The 18,520-nt window shown below is 67.1% G+C and carries 17 protein-coding genes; 9 read left to right on the forward strand and 8 right to left on the reverse strand.

Going from position 1 to position 18,520, the window contains the following annotated elements; all coding sequences use genetic code 11:
* Window positions 1-196: 196 nt before the first annotated feature.
* The 3 genes from V9K97_RS14170 (at window position 197) to V9K97_RS14180 (ending at window position 3,667) form a co-directional block, all read left to right on the forward strand.
* Window positions 197-967: an OBAP family protein gene (locus V9K97_RS14170; RefSeq protein WP_337318761.1), complete on the forward strand. Its 771-nt coding sequence runs from the start codon at window positions 197-199 to the stop codon at window positions 965-967.
* A gap of 89 nt (window positions 968-1,056) precedes the next feature.
* Entirely contained in the window at window positions 1,057-2,244 is a 1,188-nt protein-coding gene (locus tag V9K97_RS14175) for a polysaccharide pyruvyl transferase family protein (RefSeq protein ID WP_337318763.1), read from the forward strand.
* Window positions 2,237-3,667, forward strand: a complete 1,431-nt coding sequence (locus tag V9K97_RS14180; protein ID WP_337318765.1) for a Coenzyme F420 hydrogenase/dehydrogenase, beta subunit C-terminal domain — start codon at window positions 2,237-2,239, stop codon at window positions 3,665-3,667. Before V9K97_RS14175 ends, V9K97_RS14180 begins: the two co-directional genes overlap by 8 nt.
* Window positions 3,668-3,682: 15 nt before the next feature.
* On the opposite strand, the gene V9K97_RS14185 is transcribed toward V9K97_RS14180, so the two are convergent.
* Window positions 3,683-3,940 (reverse strand): hypothetical protein, encoded by a 258-nt coding sequence (locus tag V9K97_RS14185; RefSeq protein WP_337318767.1) that lies wholly within the window; start codon window positions 3,938-3,940, stop codon window positions 3,683-3,685.
* Window positions 3,941-4,138: 198 nt separating this feature from the next.
* Here V9K97_RS14185 and V9K97_RS14190 point away from each other — a divergent pair, with 198 nt between their 5' ends.
* From V9K97_RS14190 to V9K97_RS14200, 3 genes are all read left to right on the forward strand, one after another.
* On the forward strand, window positions 4,139-4,708 hold the full coding sequence (locus V9K97_RS14190; protein WP_337318769.1) for a DUF2244 domain-containing protein: 570 nt from the start codon (window positions 4,139-4,141) through the stop codon (window positions 4,706-4,708).
* Window positions 4,709-4,860: 152 nt separating this feature from the next.
* Window positions 4,861-6,426 carry a cytochrome c oxidase subunit I gene (gene ctaD, locus V9K97_RS14195; RefSeq protein ID WP_337318948.1) on the forward strand — a complete coding sequence of 522 codons (1,566 nt, stop codon included), beginning with the start codon at window positions 4,861-4,863 and terminating at the stop codon, window positions 6,424-6,426.
* Between the two features lie 3 nt (window positions 6,427-6,429).
* Complete coding sequence (locus tag V9K97_RS14200; protein WP_337318771.1) at window positions 6,430-7,341, forward strand: SIR2 family NAD-dependent protein deacylase; 912 nt, start codon at window positions 6,430-6,432, stop codon at window positions 7,339-7,341.
* Window positions 7,342-7,362: 21 nt separating this feature from the next.
* Here V9K97_RS14200 and V9K97_RS14205 read toward each other — a convergent pair whose 3' ends face one another.
* A complete protein-coding gene (locus V9K97_RS14205; RefSeq protein WP_258505588.1) occupies window positions 7,363-7,599 on the reverse strand; it encodes a hypothetical protein in 237 nt (78 codons plus the stop codon).
* A gap of 239 nt (window positions 7,600-7,838) precedes the next feature.
* Here V9K97_RS14205 and V9K97_RS14210 point away from each other — a divergent pair, with 239 nt between their 5' ends.
* On the forward strand, window positions 7,839-8,411 hold the full coding sequence (locus V9K97_RS14210) for a hypothetical protein (protein WP_337295093.1): 573 nt from the start codon (window positions 7,839-7,841) through the stop codon (window positions 8,409-8,411).
* Between the two features lie 26 nt (window positions 8,412-8,437).
* Here V9K97_RS14210 and V9K97_RS14215 read toward each other — a convergent pair whose 3' ends face one another.
* Window positions 8,438-8,650: a KGG domain-containing protein gene (locus tag V9K97_RS14215; protein ID WP_258505586.1), complete on the reverse strand. Its 213-nt coding sequence runs from the start codon at window positions 8,648-8,650 to the stop codon at window positions 8,438-8,440.
* A gap of 131 nt (window positions 8,651-8,781) precedes the next feature.
* A complete protein-coding gene (locus V9K97_RS14220; RefSeq protein ID WP_337318773.1) occupies window positions 8,782-9,279 on the reverse strand; it encodes a YciE/YciF ferroxidase family protein in 498 nt (165 codons plus the stop codon).
* A gap of 218 nt (window positions 9,280-9,497) precedes the next feature.
* On the opposite strand from V9K97_RS14220, the gene V9K97_RS14225 reads away from it, so the two are divergent.
* Window positions 9,498-10,421: a manganese catalase family protein gene (locus V9K97_RS14225; RefSeq protein WP_337318775.1), complete on the forward strand. Its 924-nt coding sequence runs from the start codon at window positions 9,498-9,500 to the stop codon at window positions 10,419-10,421.
* Window positions 10,422-10,440: 19 nt separating this feature from the next.
* Here V9K97_RS14225 and V9K97_RS14230 read toward each other — a convergent pair whose 3' ends face one another.
* A complete protein-coding gene (locus V9K97_RS14230; protein ID WP_337318777.1) occupies window positions 10,441-11,451 on the reverse strand; it encodes a chemotaxis protein CheB in 1,011 nt (336 codons plus the stop codon).
* An 88-nt stretch (window positions 11,452-11,539) separates the two neighbouring features.
* Window positions 11,540-16,156, reverse strand: a complete 4,617-nt coding sequence (locus V9K97_RS14235) for a PAS domain S-box protein (protein WP_337318950.1) — start codon at window positions 16,154-16,156, stop codon at window positions 11,540-11,542.
* A 145-nt stretch (window positions 16,157-16,301) separates the two neighbouring features.
* Between V9K97_RS14235 and V9K97_RS14240 the strand changes: the two genes are divergently transcribed.
* On the forward strand, window positions 16,302-16,547 hold the full coding sequence (locus V9K97_RS14240; RefSeq protein WP_337318779.1) for a hypothetical protein: 246 nt from the start codon (window positions 16,302-16,304) through the stop codon (window positions 16,545-16,547).
* Here V9K97_RS14240 and V9K97_RS14245 read toward each other — a convergent pair.
* Together V9K97_RS14245 and V9K97_RS14250 are read right to left on the reverse strand one after the other, a co-directional pair.
* Window positions 16,517-17,941: a sigma-54-dependent transcriptional regulator gene (locus V9K97_RS14245; protein WP_337318781.1), complete on the reverse strand. Its 1,425-nt coding sequence runs from the start codon at window positions 17,939-17,941 to the stop codon at window positions 16,517-16,519. The genes V9K97_RS14240 and V9K97_RS14245 overlap by 31 nt on opposite strands.
* Before the next feature lie 130 nt (window positions 17,942-18,071).
* On the reverse strand, window positions 18,072-18,443 hold the full coding sequence (locus V9K97_RS14250; protein WP_337318783.1) for a histidine kinase dimerization/phospho-acceptor domain-containing protein: 372 nt from the start codon (window positions 18,441-18,443) through the stop codon (window positions 18,072-18,074).
* Between the last annotated feature and the right edge of the window lie 77 nt (window positions 18,444-18,520).

Consider the following 18,520-nt stretch of genomic DNA (forward strand, 5'->3'; position numbering starts at 1 on the left):
GCCATATTCCGGGTTTGCGGTCGGTTTTTTCCCTGATTTTCGCGGTTTGCACCGTGCGGGCCGGGCAAGCCCGCAGACGGCAGGGTTTTCGCGCTGTTCCTACACACCGCGTCGGCCGCATCTTGCCGCCGACGGGCGCTCGCGGCGCATGGTCGCGGTTTTCTCTTCTCCTTCTTGTGAACCCACCATGCAAGCCATGCCATTGCGATTTCTCCTTCCGCTTGCCCTGGGCGCACTGCTCACGGCCTGCGGCGGCAGCAACACCGGTTCCGCCGTCGAATCGCCGGGTGCCGGCAAGAGCGCAAAAATCGCCACGCTCGAAGCCGGCGCCGCCGCCCTGCAGGACAAGCCGCCGCTCGATGCGCTGAACGCGTACCTGGACGGCTTTCATTTCTACAGCGGCAACATGCAGGCCCAGATGGAGGCGCACCACTACTGCTCGGTGCTGAACGAAGAGCTGATCCAGTGCGTGATCTACGACGGCAACGTGAAGAACGCCAGGATCATGGGCGTCGAATACATCGTGAGCGAGCGGCTCTTCAAGTCGCTTCCGCCGCAGGAAAAGGCCCTGTGGCACAGCCATGTGCACGAGGTGAAGTCCGGGCAGCTCATCGCGCCCGGCATTCCGCAGGCCGCCGAACACGAGCTCATGAAGAAACTCATCGGCACCTACGGCAAGACCTTTCACACCTGGCACACAGACATGCACAAGGAACTCCCTACCGGCGTGCCGCAGCTCATGATGGGATTCACCGCCGACGGCCAAGCCAACGCCGACATGGTGGCGCAGCGCGACAAGCGCTTCGGCGTCGATTCCGCGGAGAAGAAAAAGAACCGCGAGGACATACCCGTTCCCGCCATTGCCGAAGGCGCGGACAGCTGGCAAAACGGCAAGGCGGTGCAGCTCGCGGACCCCACCGGCGCCGAGCCCCACGCTGGGCACGGGGCACCGCCCCCCGGCAAGTAGGACGACTGCCATCGCCACAGGGTGCTCGCACCGGCCGACGGCACGTCGTCCGACGTATCGCTCGCGATGCAATGCCTAGCTTCGGAGCGATGCAACCGCCCGCCCTCACCTCCCTTGTCCTTGCCTTCGATTCGTCAGCCCATGCGCCGGCGCCTCCCGCAGCGCAGCCGATGAACATCGGCGTGCTCACCTTTCATCGCTGCATCAACTACGGCTCGTACTGGCAGGCGCGCCTGCTGGCAGAAGCGCTTCGGAACATGGGCCACCGTGCGGTGCTGCTCGACCATCACTCGCACCGCGTGAACATGGCCGAATGGCGCTGCGCCCTTCAGCCGGTGCTGCCCACTCCGGTCTGTGGTGCGGACCGCAAGCTCTATGCGCACAAGACGCGCAAGTTCCTGGCGTCGATCGCCTCGCTCCCGCTCTCGCGCCCATTTGTGCTGGAGAACCCGCAGGACATGGAGGCGTTCGACGCGGTGGTGGTCGGCAGCGACGAGGTGTGGAACCTCTCCCATCCCTGGTATGGGCGCTGCCCGCTTTTCTTCGGCGAAAGAATCCGCGCCAGGCGGCTCGTTGCCTATGCGGCGAGCTTCGGCAACTACCCCGCCGAGCAAGGTTTGCCGCAGCAGTGGGCAAGCATGCTGCACAAATTTCACAGCGTGTCGGTGCGCGACGCCAACTCGCGCGCGCTGCTGGGCAAGGCACTGGGGCACGCACCCGAACTGGTGCTCGACCCTTGCCTGCAGTTCGCGCCGCCGGCATCAGGCGTGCCTCACCGCAAGAGCGGACAGGCGCCGCGCCACGTGGCCGTGTATGGCCACAACTTCAGCGACTGGTTCGTGGTGCGCATGCGCGAGTGGGCGCGCAAGCGGAATATGCGCCTGGTGAGCATCGGCTACCGCAACGACTGGGCCGACACCCAGTGGCTCACCGCCGGCCCCGAAGACTTCGCGCGCTTCATGGCCGATGCGGACGCGGTGGCAACCAACTTCTTTCACGGCTGCGTCTTCGGGCTGCGAAACCGCAAGCCCTTTCTCTGCGAGAACTCGGCCTACCGCGCGATCAAGATCCGCGACCTGCTGTTTGCGCTCGGCGCGCAGCATCATCTGGCGGATGCCGGCACGCCGGCTTCGCACTGCGACGCGGTGTTGTCCGAACCGCTCGCGCCTTCGGTCGAGGCTCGCATCGCGGCCCTGCGTGCCTCGTCGGCAGGCTTCCTCCACCAGGCGCTGCGGGAGGAGTCGGATGCCCCCGCACGGGAGCGTGCCCATGCATGAACGGCGGCTGCAGCCGACACCCGCCAGCATCGTGCGCTCGGGCCTTTGCATCGGGTGCGGCAGCTGCGTCGCGCAGTCGCGCAGCGCGGAGCCGGCGCCCTTGGCGACCGGCAGCGAGGCGCCCCTCATGCGGCTCGACGGATACGGCGAGCTCAAGCCCCAGGGCCCCGCGGAGTGGCTGCGCATGGGCCCCACGGCCTTCTCTCGCACCTGCCCTTTCTCTCCATCGGCGCGCAACGAAACCGAACTCGCGACCGACCTGTTCCCCGGTGCCGTTCATGACGATCCGCTGGTAGGCCGCTTCGACGGTGCCTACGTGGGGCATGCCGACGAAGCAGACTTTCGCGCGCAAGGCAGTTCCGGCGGCATGGTCAGCTGGACCGCCGCGGAGCTGCTGCGTGCGGGCTTGGTCGATGCGGTGGCCCATGTGCTGCCGTCCGGTGGCGACCGCTTCTTTCGCTACGGCCTGTCGCGCACGCCCGAGGAGATCGGCACCGGCGCCAAGTCGCGCTACTACCCGGTCGAAATGTCGGAAGTGCTCGAGACGATTCGCGCCGTTCCGGGCCGCTATGCCGTGGTCGGCGTGCCCTGCTTCATCAAGGCCGTGCAGCTGCTGCGGCGCGAAGACCCGCTGATGCGCGAGCGCATTGCGTTCACGCTGGGCCTGTTTTGCGGCCACATGAAGAGCGCGCGCCTGGTCGAGAGCTTCGCCTATCAGATGGGCGTGAACGTCGCGGACATCCGCAGCGTGGAATACCGGCTGAAAAACGAGCGGCGGCCCGCCAACTGGTACACCGCGCAGTTCGTGCTGCGCGACGGCCGCAGCGTGCAGCGCGACTGGTTCCACCTGGCGGAGGGCGACTGGGGATCGGGCTTCTTCCAGAACGAGGCCTGCAATTTCTGCGACGACGTGGTTTCGGAAACGGCGGACATCTCCTTCGGCGATGCATGGGTGGAGCCCTACGCGTCGGACGGCCGCGGAACCAACGTGGTGATCGTTCGCTCGCCGGTGCTGCACGAACTCGTTGCCAACGCCATGGCCGCCGCGCGCCTGAAACTGACGCCGGTCGATGCGGCGTTTCTTGCGCAAACGCAGGCCGCGGGTTTTCGCCAGCGGCGCGAAGGCCTGGCCTATCGCCTCAGCTGGCGGCGGCGCGCCTGGCGGAGAGGCGTTCTGCAGCCCGTCAAGCGGGTGCCCCCCGGCCGGGCGTTGCCCTGGCGCCGAAAGCTCATCTACCGCATGCGCGCCGCCATCACCCGATGGAGCCGGCAGCTGTTCGCGGCCACGCGACGCGCGGGCGGCCGTTCGCTCTACGTGCACTGGGCGCGCGGTGCGCTGTCGCTCTACCACGCACTGGCCTATTCACGGGGGCGCATCGGCTCCTGGGTGGCCCGGCTGGCGCCGGACGACCGGGGCGGCTGAAGCCCGCGGCCTCAATCAACCGCCGCCAACGCCCACGTTCACCTTGCCCGTGCCGCCGCACTCGGGGCAGCTTTCGCCGCTGCTACGGCGCCCGCTGCCGCCGCACAGGCGGCACACGGTTTCGCCGGTACCGGGAGCGCCGGGCGGAGCCTCGTCGCCGGGCTGCATCGGCGGGGGTTGCACCAAATCGATGGATGCGCCCGGGTCTTCCTCGCCTGCAACCGATTCCGTAAACGCGCCAGGCCGGATCTCTTTGACCGAATCTTTGTTCATGCCTGTCTGCACCCCAAGAAGTGGAACACGGCAGCAAGCATCGGCTGCATGCAAGCGCGCCGCGCCAGCAGACGCCCACAGGCCCCGTCGGATAGCGCCCACAGCCCGCGGCCGCACCACGCATGGGCATGCCGATTGCCGAAAACGCGTCGGCGCATCGCCGGTATTCCACCGCACGGCCCGCAGCCGGAGAAGAAATTGCCAGGCCCCATTGACCGCACCACCACCGCCCCCGAGATTGCCCGCGCAAACGCCCAGGCACCCGAGGCGGACAACGCGCACGCCGCAGTGCGCTGGAACCTCCGGCGCAATATCGCAATGAAGCCGCGCGTCTTCATGCTGCACATCGGCGCGGCGGCCAGCATCAGCTGCGCAATCGGCGTCGGGTTCTGCATTGCAGGCTATCCGCTGGTGCTGGCCTTCTGCGCCTGCCAGGCCCTTGCGCTGCTGGCTGCCATGGTCCATTACGCGGTTCATGCGCTCGACGGCGAGCAGCTCGTGCTCACCGGCGAGGCGCTCGAAGTGCGATGCACGCGCGGCTTCCGCTCGCATACCGTTCGCCTCGACCCTTGCTGGACGCGGCTCGAATGCACGGCGGGCGCCGAGCCGCCCACGCTGTGCAGCGGCCGCACCCGCGTGCCCGTGGCGGTGTACCTGGCCGAGCCGCAGCGCCGCCGGTTTGCCGCGGAGTTCGGCCGCATGCTCGCTGGCGCCCGCATGCCGGGCACGGTCGATCGCACGCCGGGCACGGCCGATTGCACCTCATAGCGCGTCGTCGCACCAGGCATGCGGCTTGCCGAACGCGAGTGCCCTTCACCCCACGCGCCACCACCATGAGCTCCACCCCGCATCAATTTTCTTCCCTGGCCGCGGCAAACGATGCACTGCCGGCCGCGGACGCGCATGACGAGCACCACGCCATGCCCTACGGCTGGCGCCGGTGGGTGCTGGCCACCAACCACAAGGACATCGGCACGCTGTACCTCCTGTTCAGCCTCACGATGCTGATGGTGGGCGGGGTGCTCGCGCTGGGCATTCGCGCCGAGCTGTTCCAGCCCGGGCTGCAACTGCTCAACCCCGAGGTGTACAACCAGTTCGTCACCATCCACGGGCTGGTCATGGTTTTCGGCGCCATCATGCCGGCCTTCGTGGGCTTTGCGAACTGGATGATTCCGCTGCAGGTCGGCGCATCGGACATGGCCTTTGCCCGCATGAACAACTTCAGCTTCTGGCTGCTGCCGCCGGCCGGGCTGATGCTGATTGCGCCCTTCTTCACGGCCGACGGCGCGGCCGCTTCGGGCTGGACGCTCTACCCGCCCCTGAGCCTGCAGATGGGCCCGGCCATGGACGCCGGCATTTTTGCGGTGCACATCATGGGCGCGAGTTCGATCATGGGTGCCATCAACATCATCGTCACCATCTTGAACATGCGCGCGCCCGGCATGTCCCTCATGAAGATGCCGATGTTCTGCTGGACCTGGCTCATTACCGCCTACCTGCTGATTGCGGTGATGCCGGTGCTGGCCGGCGCGGTGACCATGCTGCTGACGGACCGGCACTTCGGCACCAGCTTTTTCAACCCCGCGGGCGGCGGCGACCCGGTGCTGTTCCAGCACATCTTCTGGTTCTTCGGCCACCCGGAGGTCTACATCATGATCCTGCCGGCCTTCGGCATCATCAGCCAGGTGGTGCCGGCCTTCTCGCGCAAGCGGCTGTTCGGCTATGCGTCGATGGTCTATGCCACGGCGTCCATCGCCATCCTGTCGTTCATCGTGTGGGCGCACCACATGTTCACCACCGGCATGCCGGTGACGGGGCAGCTCTTCTTCATGTACGCCACCATGCTGGTGGCGGTGCCCACGGCGGTGAAGGTGTTCAACTGGATCGCGACCATGTGGCAGTCGTCGCTGACGCTCGAAACGCCGATGCTCTTTGCGCTGGGCTTCATCTTCGTGTTTTCGATCGGCGGGCTCAGCGGGGTGATTCTTTCCATTTCGCCCATCGACATCCAGGTGCACGACACGCACTACGTGGTGGCGCACTTCCACTACGTGCTGGTGGCGGGCTCGCTCTTTGCGATGTTTTCGGGCTACTACTACTGGTCGCCCAAATGGACCGGTGTGATGTACGACGAGCTTCGCGGCCAGATTCACTTCTGGGTGTCGATCACGAGCTTCAACGTGGGCTTCTTTCCTTTGCACTTTCTCGGGCTCGCGGGCATGCCGCGCCGCTATGCGGACTATCCGATGCAGTTTGCCGACTTCAACCATATCGCCAGCATCGGCGCCTTCGTCTTCGGGCTGGCACAGGCCTACTTCGTCTTCTTCATCGTGCTGCCTGCGATGAGGAAGCGCGGGCAACCCGCGCCCGCCAAACCGTGGGAAGGCGCCGAGGGGCTCGAGTGGGAAGTGCCTTCGCCCGCCCCCTTCCATACCTTCGAGACCCCGCCCCGGCTGGACAGCACCGCCACCCGGGTGGTCGGCTGAACCGTGCCGCCGGCAGCAAAGACGAAGCGAGGCACCGCCAAGCGCGCGAGTGCCAACAGGCGCGCAAGCACGGGTGCGCGCGCCGCACCGCGCATCGTGGTGCAAAAGCCCGACGACGAAAAGCTCGCCCAGCTGCGCGAAGCCCACCGGCGCGGCAAGGTCGTGCTGTTCGTGGGCGCGGGCATCTCGATGGGCCTGGGCCTGCCGCCGTGGTCGGCGCTCATCGAGCACATGGCACAGGAGCTCGGCATCGATGCGCACTCTTTCGGCGACAAGGGCGGCTATCTGACGCTGGCCGAATACTTCCGTCTCCGGCACGGCAGCATCGGCCCGCTGCGCAGCTGGATGGACCGCGAGTGGCACAGCGGCGACGTTCGGGTGGAAAGCTCGCGCATCCACGAGCTGCTGGCCAAGGGCCGCTTCCCGATCATCTACACCACCAACTACGACCGGTGGCTGGAGACCGCCTTCGAGCACCACAAGGTGGAGTACACCAAGATCGTGAGCGTTGCCGACCTTGCCAAGCTGCACCCCGGCGTCACGCAGATCATCAAGTTCCACGGCGACCTGGAGGACGACGCCTCCATCGTGCTCGACGAAAGCAGCTACTTCGCCCGGCTCGACTTCGAGTCGCCGCTGGACATCAAGCTGCGCGCCGACGTGCTCGGGCGCTCGGTGGTCTTCATCGGGTACAGCCTGGCGGACGTGAACATCCGCTACCTGTTCTACAAGCTCTCGCGGCTGTGGAAGCAGTCGGTGCCCGACGTGGCGCAGCCGGTTTCGTACCTTTTCTCGCCCTCGGCCAACGAGGTGCAGCAGGCCGTGCTCGCGCAGTGGGGCATCGAGATGATCCCGCTGGCGCGCGACGATCCGTCGAAGGCGCTGATCGAATTCCTGGAGGCCGTGGTCGGCTGACCCAGGGGTTGCCAGTGCGCCCTAGCGGCGCGCGTCCGGATCGGTTTCGCCCTTGTGCGGTTTTGGCGCGTCCCTCGGCGGAGGCTTCTCGCCCACCTGCATGCTTTGCGAGGCATTGGTGCCGATGTCGCGCGAGCCCGGATAGCCGTGGCGCTTGTTCGCCTCGCGGCCGATCTCGCTTCCCTCTTCAGGGCTGTCTTGCCCCACGGCGCGGTTCTGGTCGATGTTCACGGGCGATTGTTCGGGAGGACGGGTCATTCTTTACTCCTGGATACCGGCTCGGCGGCGTTGCCCAGCGGATTTGCAATTCATGATGGCCGACACCGCGGCGCACCTTGTCGTCCTGGCGCCGAGGCCGCTGTAAGCCGCTTCCCGTGCTTTCCGGCGCTTGCAAAACTTGCGGCAAATAGCGGAACGCGCGGCGGCCCTTGCCCTTGCCCTCGCGCCGGGCACGCCGTATGCCATGGAAAGTGTCGCCTTCAATGTTCCAGATTCACATGTCCCAATCTTCCATGGTCGACGACTCGAAGGATCTGAGCCGCTGCGTGCACGACGCGCGCAATGCGCTGGCCGCGATCTCGTCCGCGAGCGAGGTGCTCGCCCGGGTCGAACTTCCGCACGACGTGCTGCACGAAGCGGCGGTCGTGGTGTCGAGGCAGGTCCGCCAGCTCTCGGCCCGGATGAGCGAACTCGTCGTCCACGCGCAGCGGGCCGCGGGCGAACCCGGCCGAGCACTGGTGGTGTCGGACGATGCCAGGCTGCTGGCGGTGCTGAGTGGGCTTCTTTCGGACGCGGGCTACAAGGTCGACCTTGCCGCGAGCAGCGACGGCGGCTACAACGTCCTCATGAAGCGAGCGCCTGAAATCGCGGTGGTCGACGTGCGGACCTCGACCGGCTCGGGGCTGGCGATGGGCCGGCGCGCGCGAGACGCCGGCTTCGAAGGCCGCATGGTGGCCGTGTGGGGTTCACCGCTGGCGCAAGACCAGCAGGACAAGGGTGGAATCGCCGGGTTCGATGCCGTGCTTGCAAGGACCTTCGAGCCCGCCGCCCTGCGCGCTGCAATCGCCTGACCGCGGCGGTCCGCTATCTAATCTACTTACTCCTGCTGCGGCGTGGCCGCGGCGGCTCCCTGCGCCCGCGCGCTCAGGCTCTTGGCCCTCGCATTGCGGGCTTCCTCGGGGGTGAATTCATGGGCGAGCCCCAGTTCGTGGGCGGTGCGCCCGCCCTTCCTGGCGATCTCTCTCTGGCGTTCGGGGTCCATTCCTGCAAAGCCTCGCCGGCTGCGAATGCGCCCTTCTTGATCGTTCATTGACATGCTTTCCTTCGCTCCGCGAACACAGTGCGGGCCTGTGCGCGCAACCGTTGCGCGCCGACCTCACTCGGGGCAAACGGCGTGCCCGCCTCTACGGCGGGTTGCGGGCAGGAAAGCGGGCTCCTGGCTCACTCCTCGGCAATGGCCTCTTCCATGGCCTGCGCCTCGGCCAGCGCGCTGAGCTTGCCGTCCGTGGCGGTTTCCTCGGCCAGCGAGGCTTCGAGCAGCGACACGGCTTCTGTGTGCCCGAGTTTCTTGGCCAGCGTGCACAGCGAGTTGTAGCCCGCGATCTCGTAGTGCTCCACCTTGCGCGCCGCGCCGATCAGGGCCGCGTCGAGCACCGGGCCCTTCTCGATCTGGTCGATCAGCGAATCGCCTTCCTCGACCAGGCCGGCCATGCCTTCGCACTTGATGCGCTTGATCTTGATCTGCAGCAGCTCGGCAATCTGTTCGATGCGCTCGACCTGGCCGCGCGTCTCTTCCAGGTGCGTTTCGAAGGCCGAGGTCAGGCCCTCGTCGGTGGCGGCGCGGGCCAGCTTGGGCAGCGAGCGCGTCATCTGCTTTTCTGCGCTGTAGGTGTCGGAGAGCTCGTGGATGAAAAGATCGGAGAGGCTTTTGACGGGCATGTTGGTTCCTGAAAAAACGAGTTGGTGGAAGAAACAAGGCCGATGTTTGTGGTGCGTGCACAGGGGCCAAGCAAGGCTGCTTCGCAACGCCTTGTCAGTCTTTGCCGCACGCGTGGGGGGCACGCCGCTTGCCGCAAGAAAAGCGCGGTGGTGCCGAAGGGCGCGGCCGTTCGTTCAACAGACCCAGACCCAGACCCAACCCAACGCAAGGAGTCCCCATGTTTTCTCACAACAAGCGACTGCAATACACGGTACGCGTGAGCGAGACCAATCCCGGCCTCGCCAACCTCATGCTCGAGCAGTTCGGCGGCCCGCAAGGCGAGCTGGCCGCGGCATGCCGCTACTTCACCCAGGCGCTCGGTGACGACGACCCCGGGCGAAAGGACATGCTGTTCGACATCTCGACCGAAGAGCTGAGCCACCTCGAGATCATCGGCACCATCGTCGGCATGCTCAACAAGGGCGCCAAGGGGCGGCTCGCCGAAGGCGTGGAAGAGCAAGGCGAGATGTACCGCACCATCACCGGCGCGGGCAACGACAGCCACATCACGCAGGTGCTCTATGGCGGCGGGCCGCCGCTGGTCAACTCGGCCGGCGTGCCGTGGACGGCCGCCTACATCGACACCATCGGCGAGCCCACGGCGGACCTGCGCTCCAACATCGCGGCCGAGGCGCGCGCCAAGATCGTGTACGAACGCCTCATCAACCTCACCGACGATCCGGGCGTGAAGGACGCGCTGACCTTCTTGATGACGCGCGAGATCGCGCACCAGAAGTCTTTCGAGAAGGCGCTGTATTCCATCGAGCCCAACTTCCCGCCGGGCAAGCTGCCCGGCGACCCGCGCTTCACCAACGTGTACTTCCGCATGTCCAAGAGCGATGCGGACCTGCGCGGCCCCTGGAACCAGGGCGAGCGGTGGGACTTCGTGCCCGTCACGCAAGAGTCGGGGCCGGTGGACGGCGGCGACGGCCTGGCCACGGTGGAGCTCAGCGATGCGGATGCACCGGTGCTGCAGCAGATGGCGGCGCGCACGCAGTCGCGCCCCGACGGCGATCCGCTCACGGGCGCGGAGCTGGGCATGGGCGAAGGCCCGGCGCTGGCCGACGGCGCCAACGGCACGATGCAGCCAACAAAGAAGTAATGGCGCAGGAACGAAGGGCTCAGCTCGCGTCGAAACTCGCGGGGCTGGGCGCCTTCAGCGTGAGCTTGCGCAATGCGGCGCTCACCGCCGCGAGCTCGTCGGCTTCGCGCAGCGAGTTCTCGGCGTTGCCGACGCCGTCCGCCTTCTGGACCTCGGCCAGCCGCCGCAGCATGGCTTCCTTCTCCTGCATGGCGCGCAGGCTGGTCCACAGCGCGGCGTCGGTCACCTCTTCCTGCGTGGCCGCAAGACTGCGTGCGCTGAAGGCGTGGCCCGTGTGACAGCGGTAGCGCACCGGGTGCTTGTCGTGCAGCTCGAACAGCACGCCCCCGCAGTCGGGGCAGCTGAACATGGAGGGCTCGCCGATCACCTTCAGGTTTTCCACGGTGCGGTCTCCAAGACCCACGGCATATTCGCGGCGCAGCGCGGCAGGCGCTTCGAAGGCCGGCAGGTCGGGCCTCGGTTGCGCCAACTGGAACAGGAGCTTGCCCATGCCGCGCAACGCGACGACGTGGTCCACCTGCACCGCCGCCATCGCGCTTTGCGGCATGCTGGGCTCATGCGCTTCGGCCGGGTCCTGCACGACGGCAATGCCGCCGCAGTCCTTGATGGCACGCAGGCCGGCGCTGCCGTCGTCGAGCCTGCCGGTAAGAACCACGCCAACGGCGCGCGGGCCGCAATCCAGCGCGGCGGAACGGAACAACGGATCGATGGCGGGACGGGCATGGTGTTCCTTGGGTCCGCGGGTCAGGCGAACCACGCCGCCCTCGAGCAGCATGTGGTGGTCGGGCGGTGCGATGTAGATGGTGCCGGGTGCGGCCACGTCGCCCTGCTTTGCCTCGACGGCGCGGTTCGGCCCGCGGTCGTTGAGCAAGGACGCAAGGTGGCTGCGGTGGGCGCCGATGTGCTGCACGAAGAAAATCGGCGCGGGAAAGTCGGCCGGCAATTCAGCGACCAGATCGAGCATTGCATAGACGCCGCCTACGGAAGCGCCAATAAAGATGGCTTGGTTTTGGGGAACAGAGTTCAGCATTCCTGAGCAGCAGAAGTACACGAATAAGTACGTTGTCTTCCTGCAGGGCAAGCGGCGTGCCCGGCTTGCGCGCCCGCTAGTCGCCCCTTTAGCCGCCTGCCGCCGCTGCCCCGTCGCGCGCCCGCAGCAGGCGCTGAACGTCTGCCGCGGCCACCGGCTTCACCAGGTGCTCGTCGAACCCCGCCTCCAGTGCGGCAAGCTTGTCCTCAGGCTGGCTCCACCCCGTGGCCGCCACAAGAAGCATGCCGCGCCCCCAGGGCTGCGCGCGAATCCGGCGCGCCACCTCGTGCCCGTCGAGCCCGGGCATGCCGATGTCGAGCACGGCCGCATCGGGCCGGAAGTGCTCCGCCACCCGAAGTGCATCGACCCCGTTGTCGGCGGTTTTGACGCTGAAGCCGGAAATCGACAGCATGCGCGCCATGCCCCACAGGGCGTCCACGTTGTCGTCCGCGAGCAGCACGCGCTGCGGAGCGGCCTCTGACGCAGCATCCGGCGAGCCAGGCTCGGATTTCACGTGCCCCGCCACGGTGTCGGATGCAAGCGGCTCCGCAAGCGGAATACGCACGGTGAACCGGCTCCCATGGCCGAGCCCCCTGCTCTCGCCGGTGACCGTGCCGCCATGCAGCTCGACGATGTTGCGCACCAGCGCCAGGCCAATGCCCAGCCCGCCCGCCGAGCGCTCGTGCGCGTGCACGCTCTGCGTGAACATCTCGAACATCGTGTCGACCGTGTCCGGGTCCATGCCGATGCCGTTGTCCGTGACGGTGAAGATCGCATGGCCGGCATCCGCATCGGCATGCACCGCCAGTTGGATCTCGCCTCTTTCCGGCGTGTACTTGGCCGCGTTGGACAGCAGGTTCGAGATCACCTGCGTCAGGCGCATCGGGTCGGCGTCGAGCGGAATCTCGGCGGCGAAGATGTCGAGTTCGAGCTTGTGGCGCCCCTGCTCCATCAGCGGGCGGGTGGCCTCCAGCGCCGCATCGACGATGCTCTGCGCCGTGACCCTCTCGCGGCGCAGCACCAGCCGGCCCCGGCGCAGGCTGGAGACATCGAGCAGGTCGCCCAGCAGCACCTTCATGGCCGCCGCCTGGCGCCGCACTACGCGCGCGGCGCGCGCCTGCTCCTGCGTGGGAAGCTCCTCGGGTGCCAGCAGTTCGGCGGCGCCGCTGATCGATGCGAGCGGGTTGCGCAGTTCGTGCGAAAGCACGGCCAGAAAGCGGTCCTTGGCGGCGTCGGCGGCCTCGAGCGCCTGCCGCGCGGCCTCGTTGGCGCGCAGCGCATCGAGCAGTTCGCCGCGGCTTTGCTCCACCTCTTGCTGCGCCGCGCGCTGCTCGCTCTGGTCGCGCAGCACCTTCACCATGCCGATGACCGCGCCCTCGCCGTTGTGCATGGGCATGAGCGCGCCGCTGGCCCAGAAACGAGAGCCGTCCTTGCGCTGGTGCAGCCGGTCGTCGGCCGCCCGGCCGGCGGTGAGCGCGGTGCGCGCCTCTTCCTGCGGGGCGCCTGCCGCGCGGTCTTCCTCGGTAAAGATGATGTCGGCCGAACGGCCGAGAATCTCGGCCTCGGTATAGCCCAGGAGCCGCTCGGCGCCGGTGTTCCAGCTTTTGACGCAGCGCTCCATGTCGACCGAGAAGATCGCGTAGTCGACCGCGTTTTCGAGCATCAGCCGGAAGCGCTCCTCGCTTTCGCGCAGCGCTTCTTCAGCGGCCCTGCGCTCGCTGATGTCGTTGCACACGATGAGCGCGGAGTCGGGCTTGCCGCCCGCGTTGGTGAGCACGGTCACGCTCTTGTGCAGCCAGATGAAGGAGCCGTCCTTGCGGACATTGCGGCTCTCGCTCTGGAACGGCTCGCCGTACTGTGCCAGCCGCGCGAACAGCGCCGAGATTGCCGGCTTGTCGGCGGCGTGCACCAGGTCGAGCGCGCTCACGCCGACGAGCTCGTTCTCGCCGTAGCCCATGAGCTGGTGATAGCAGGTGTTGGCAAAGGTAATTTCGCCGTCGAGGCGGGTTTGCGCCACGCCCACCGAGGCCTGGTTGACGATGGCGCTGAAGCGCTCCTGCGACTGCCGCAGCGACTCCTGCGCTTCCTTGCGCTCGGTGATGTCGACGAAGGTGAGCACCACGCCCGCAATGCGGTCTTCGATGGTGCGGTAGGGCCGCACGCGCGCCAGGTACCAGTTGCCGGCGGCGTCGCCCACCTCCCGCTCCGAAGGCTGCAGCGTCTGGAGCACCTTGCGCGCATCCGCCGCAAGCTGCGGGTAGTCCAGCGGCGTGGTCAGGTCGGAGAGCGGCCGCCCCACGTCGGTGGCAATCAACTTGAAGATGGCCACCGCGCTGGGCGTGAAGCGGGTCACGCGGAACTCGCGATCCAGAAACACCGTGGCTATGGCGGTCGCATCCATCAGGTTCAGCATGTCGCTGTTGGCCTGGCCCAGGTCGTCCACCTTGCTCTTGAGCTCGTGGTTGACGGTAGTGAGCTCTTCGTTGATGGATTGCAGTTCTTCGCGGCTGGTCTCGAGCTCTTCGGTCGCCGAATGGAGCTCTTCGTTCATGGCGTGCAGTTCCTCGTTGCTCGCCTTGAGTTCCTCGGTCGATGTCTCGTACTGCTCCACGGTTTCGCGCAACTGCGACTTCAAACGCGTCACCTCGCGCTCCAGGTGCTCGGCAAGGGGCTCTGCATCCACACGCGGAACCACAATGCTGCCGCGCGCGCTCGCGGGGTCGGCCTGGCGCAGCAGCACCAGCAGGCCGCCGCCGATTTCTTCCACCGGCATCACATGGAGCGAAACCTCGGCTTCGCCATGGTTCAGCCGCACGCGCACCGGCGCCACCTCCACCGGCTGTCGCCTTTCGTTCACGTGGTAAAGCGCGGTCTGCAGCTCGGCCTTCAGGTCGGGCACGATGGCGCGCAACACGTTGCGCGACGGCTCGCCGCCGCTGAAGTGCAGGAACGGCGTTGCCGCGGGCGAGATATGCAGCATCTCGTGGTCCGAGTCCAGCAGAATGGAAGGCGGCGCCAGCCGGTCGAGCAGCCGCAGGTGCAGCTCGCCCCAGGTCATGCTGCGGCCATCGGAGAGCGGCGCCATTGCGCTGCGTTGCAGCTGCGCAAAGGCCGCCCCTGGAATCACGGGCAGCGCGCGCTTGGCGTCCAGCGCGAGCGCGGTGCTGCTGCGGCCGGTGGGCACCGGCAGCGCGGCCTTGGGCGCATGGCGGTGCGCGTAGATGCGGTGCTTCTTGTCGAGCACAGCGAACAGCGGGCTGTCCTCGTCCACCGCCTCCGATGCGCCGATGAACAACCGGCCGCCGGGCACCAGCGCAAAGTGCAGCGTCTCGAACACGCGGGCCTGCGCCTCCCGGTTGAGGTAGATGAGCAGGTTGCGGCAGGTGACCAGGTCGATGCGCGAGAACGGCGAATCCTTCAGCACGTCGTGCACCGCGAACAGCACCATCTCTCGCAACTCGCGGCGCACGCGGTAGCCGCGCTGCTCGCGGATGAAGAAGCGCCGCAGCCGCTCTTCCGAAACATCCGCCTCGCTGACCATGGGGTAGATGCCTTCACGGGCGGCGCGCACCGCGTCCTCGTCCAGGTCGGTGGCAAATATCTGGATGGTCGGCGGGCTTTCCAGCATGCGGGCGTGCTCGCTGAGCAGCATCGCAATCGAATAGGCCTCTTCGCCCGTGGCGCAGGCCACCACCCACACGCGGATGGTGTCGGCCGAGGTCTTGCTGCGGAACAGCTCGTGCACCATGCCTTCCAGCGCCGAAAAGCATTCGCCGTCGCGGAAGAAATTGGTCACGCTGATCAGCATGTCCTGCAACAGCGCGCCGGCCTCGCCGGGGCGCGTGCGCAGGCAGTCCAGGTAGGCGGCAAGATCGCTCACGCCGTTTACCTGCATGCGGCGGCCGATGCGCCGCAGCACGGTGGCCCGCTTGTAGTTGACAAAATCGCGCCCACTTCGGCTTCGCACGAAGGCCAGCACTTCGCGAAAAGCCGCCTCGTCCACATCGGGCGCGGGCGGTGCGTCGTCGTCGCCGCCGTCCGGCAGCTGCTCGGGCGGCAGCTTCAGTTGCCGCTCGATGCGGTAGTAGGCGTGAATGCGCGCGCCCATTTCGCGCACGGGCAGCACCCAGTCGACCATGCCGGTGGCAATGGCCGACTGCGCCATGCCGTTGTGGCGGGTTTCCTGCGGGTCTTGCGCCACCGTCAGGCCGCCGCGCTCCTTGATCCGCTTGACGCCGATGGTGCCGTCGCTGTCCACACCCGAAAGAACCACCGCAATGGCGTGGGGCCCGTGGGTATCGGCCAGCGTTCGAAAGAAGAAGTCGACCGCCATGTGGCGGCCCTGGCCCGGCGGAAGCGCCGCCAGTTCGATGAGCTCGCCGCGCGTGCGCAGCGTCTTGCCGGGCGGAACCACATACACCGTGTCGGGCTCGATGCGCTCCCTGCCGCCGACCGGCACCACCCGCATGCGGGTGGTGCGCGCCAGCACCTGCGCCAGTGCGTTCTCATGCGCCGCGGGCAGGTAGAGCACCACCACGAAGGCCATGCCCGTGTCGGTGGGCATGCCCTCCAGGAACTCGCCCACGGCCTCGATGCTGCCCGCCGAGCCGCCAAGCCCGACAACGGGCAGCATGCGATAGCCGCGCGACGGCACGGCGTCGTCGATCTGATCGCCCAGCGCTTCCTCGGCATGGTCGGGGTTCATTTCATCCAATGCGCTTCTCCTACTTGCTCTCCGGCAAACGGCGTACCGGCCCGGCGGCGGCACCTCGGCACGCAGTTTGCCGGGCGGTGAACGCCTTGCGCGAGACCTTCGCCTAGCGAGAACCTTCACGCACCCGGAGACACGCATGAACGAACTCAGCAGCTATTTCGCCTGCCATCCACTTGAAAACCCGGCGAATTATCTGGGAACCGACTTCGATCCCGCAGGCGCCGCGGCCTACAGGTTGCGGCTGCGCGGCTGGAAGGAACGCTATCGCGCGCGAATGCGCGGCGCGTCCTCCGCCGCGGGTCCGTCCTCATGCTCCCGTCGGAACACGCCGGCGCAGCCGCCGGCGCCTTCTCATTGCTGGTACTCCTTCAGCCGGTTGTAGAGCGTCTTCATGCTGATGCCCAGCAGCGCGGCGGTGCGCTCCTTGTGGCGCCCGCAGCGCTCGTAGGTGGCAAGAATGACGCGCCTTTCTACCTCCGCGAGTTGCGTGCCCACTTCGATCACGATCTGGTCCTCCCCCGCCTCGGGAGGTGCCACAGCGGCATCCCGCTGGCCATTGATCGGAGGGGGCGCGAGCGCTCGGCCGCGCGTTGCTTCGGGCTCGGGCCCGGCGCCCGCACTGTCCCCTGCGGGCAGCCACTCCTCGTCGATCTCGTTGCCGGACGCCATGACCCATGCGCGCTGCACCACGTTGCGCAGCTCGCGCACATTGCCAGGCCAGCGGTGCGCCGCCAGCCGCGCCAGCGCGCCTGGCGTGAAGTGCTTGCTGCCACCTTCCTGGCGCGCCAGGTCTTGCAGGAAGCTGGTGGCAATGAGGGCGATGTCGTCGCCGCGTTCGCGCAGGGGCGGCAGCCCGATTGGAAATACGTTGAGGCGATACAGCAGGTCTTCGCGCATGGTGCCCCGCGCCACCGCCTCGCCGGCGTCGCGGTTGGTGGCCGCGATGATGCGCACGTCGGTCTGCTGCACCTGGGTGGAGCCCACCCGCATGAAGGTGCCGCTCTCCAGCACGCGCAGCAGTTTTACCTGCAGCTCGAGCGGCATTTCCGTCACCTCGTCCAGAAACAGCGTGCCGCCATGCGCGCGCTCGAAGAAGCCCTGGTGCTGGCGCTCCGCCCCGGTAAAGCTGCCGCGCTCGTGGCCGAAGATTTCGCTTTCGACGAGGTGCGGCGACAGCGCACCGCAGTTCACGGCAAGAAACGGCTGCTCGCGCCGCCGGCTCAGGTCGTGCACCGCGCGGGCCACCAGTTCCTTGCCGGTGCCGCTTTCTCCGTGGATGAACACGGTCACCGCGGTGCCGGCCACGCGCGAAATCTGCCGGTACACGCGCTGCATGGGCTGCGAGCGGCCGATCAGGTGGCCGAAGCGCCCGGTCTCGCGCCAGAGCTCCTGCACCTCGTCGAGTTCAGCGCGCAATTGCGAAGGAGCAATGAGGCGTGAGAGCAGCCCCTTCAGGTGCTGCGGATTGATCGGCTTTACCAGGTAGTCGGCAGCGCCGATACGCAGCGCCCTGATGGAAGTCTCCAGGCTCGCCTGCCCCGTCATGAGGACCAGCATGGTGTCGCTCACGATCTCGGGGTCGTCCAGCAGGTCGAAGCCGCTTCCGTCGGGCAGGTGCAGGTCGAGCAGCAGCAGATCGGGCCGCTGCATGGCAACCAGGCGGCGCGCCGCGGCGATCGAGTGCGCGCACATCACGGTGTGCCCCTCGCGCGCGACCAGGGCGGCAATCATCCGCGCCGAATCTTCGTCGTCTTCAACAATAAGTGTGTGGCCCAACTTCGTACCTGGCTTGACGCCTGTGCTGCACTGCGAATGAGTGCTTGCCTCGAATTTCCCGCGCAATTTCTTTCGCGCGTAGATGTCTCATTTCAGATCTTGCTCCGCCGCGCAAGAAATGCCGGACGGTTCAATCGTCCAAGCCCTGTGCGAATTCGTGCACTTGCTCTGTCAGAGACGTCATACGCGCGACCTGCCGCTCCAGCACTTCCAGGGCTTCGCGTTGCGTGTCGGTGTCGTCGGAGGTCCGCAAAAGCTCCAAGGCCACGGCCATGGCGCCCACCGGGCTTCGAAGATCGTGTTCAAGGCGCTGTGCGCACAGCGCCTGGCGAGCCATGCGCGCTCGATGCAGCGCCAGCTTTTCTTCTGCAGCCCGTGCGGTGCGGGCTTTCTGCCGAAACGCGAGTCCCAGCCCCGCGATCCCCGCAATGGCAAGGCAAGCGCCGGTCAGCAGCGCCGGCCACGCCGCGGGCTGCCCCCTGTCTCCCGATGAATTTTTCATTGCATGAGTTTCCGACAAACGCACCACCCCTGTCTGCCCCGGGAGAACCGCAAGATTTGCCGCAAGGCTTCCAACAC

Source organism: Variovorax sp. CCNWLW186 (assembly GCF_037203865.1).
Classification (GTDB): domain Bacteria; phylum Pseudomonadota; class Gammaproteobacteria; order Burkholderiales; family Burkholderiaceae_C; genus Variovorax.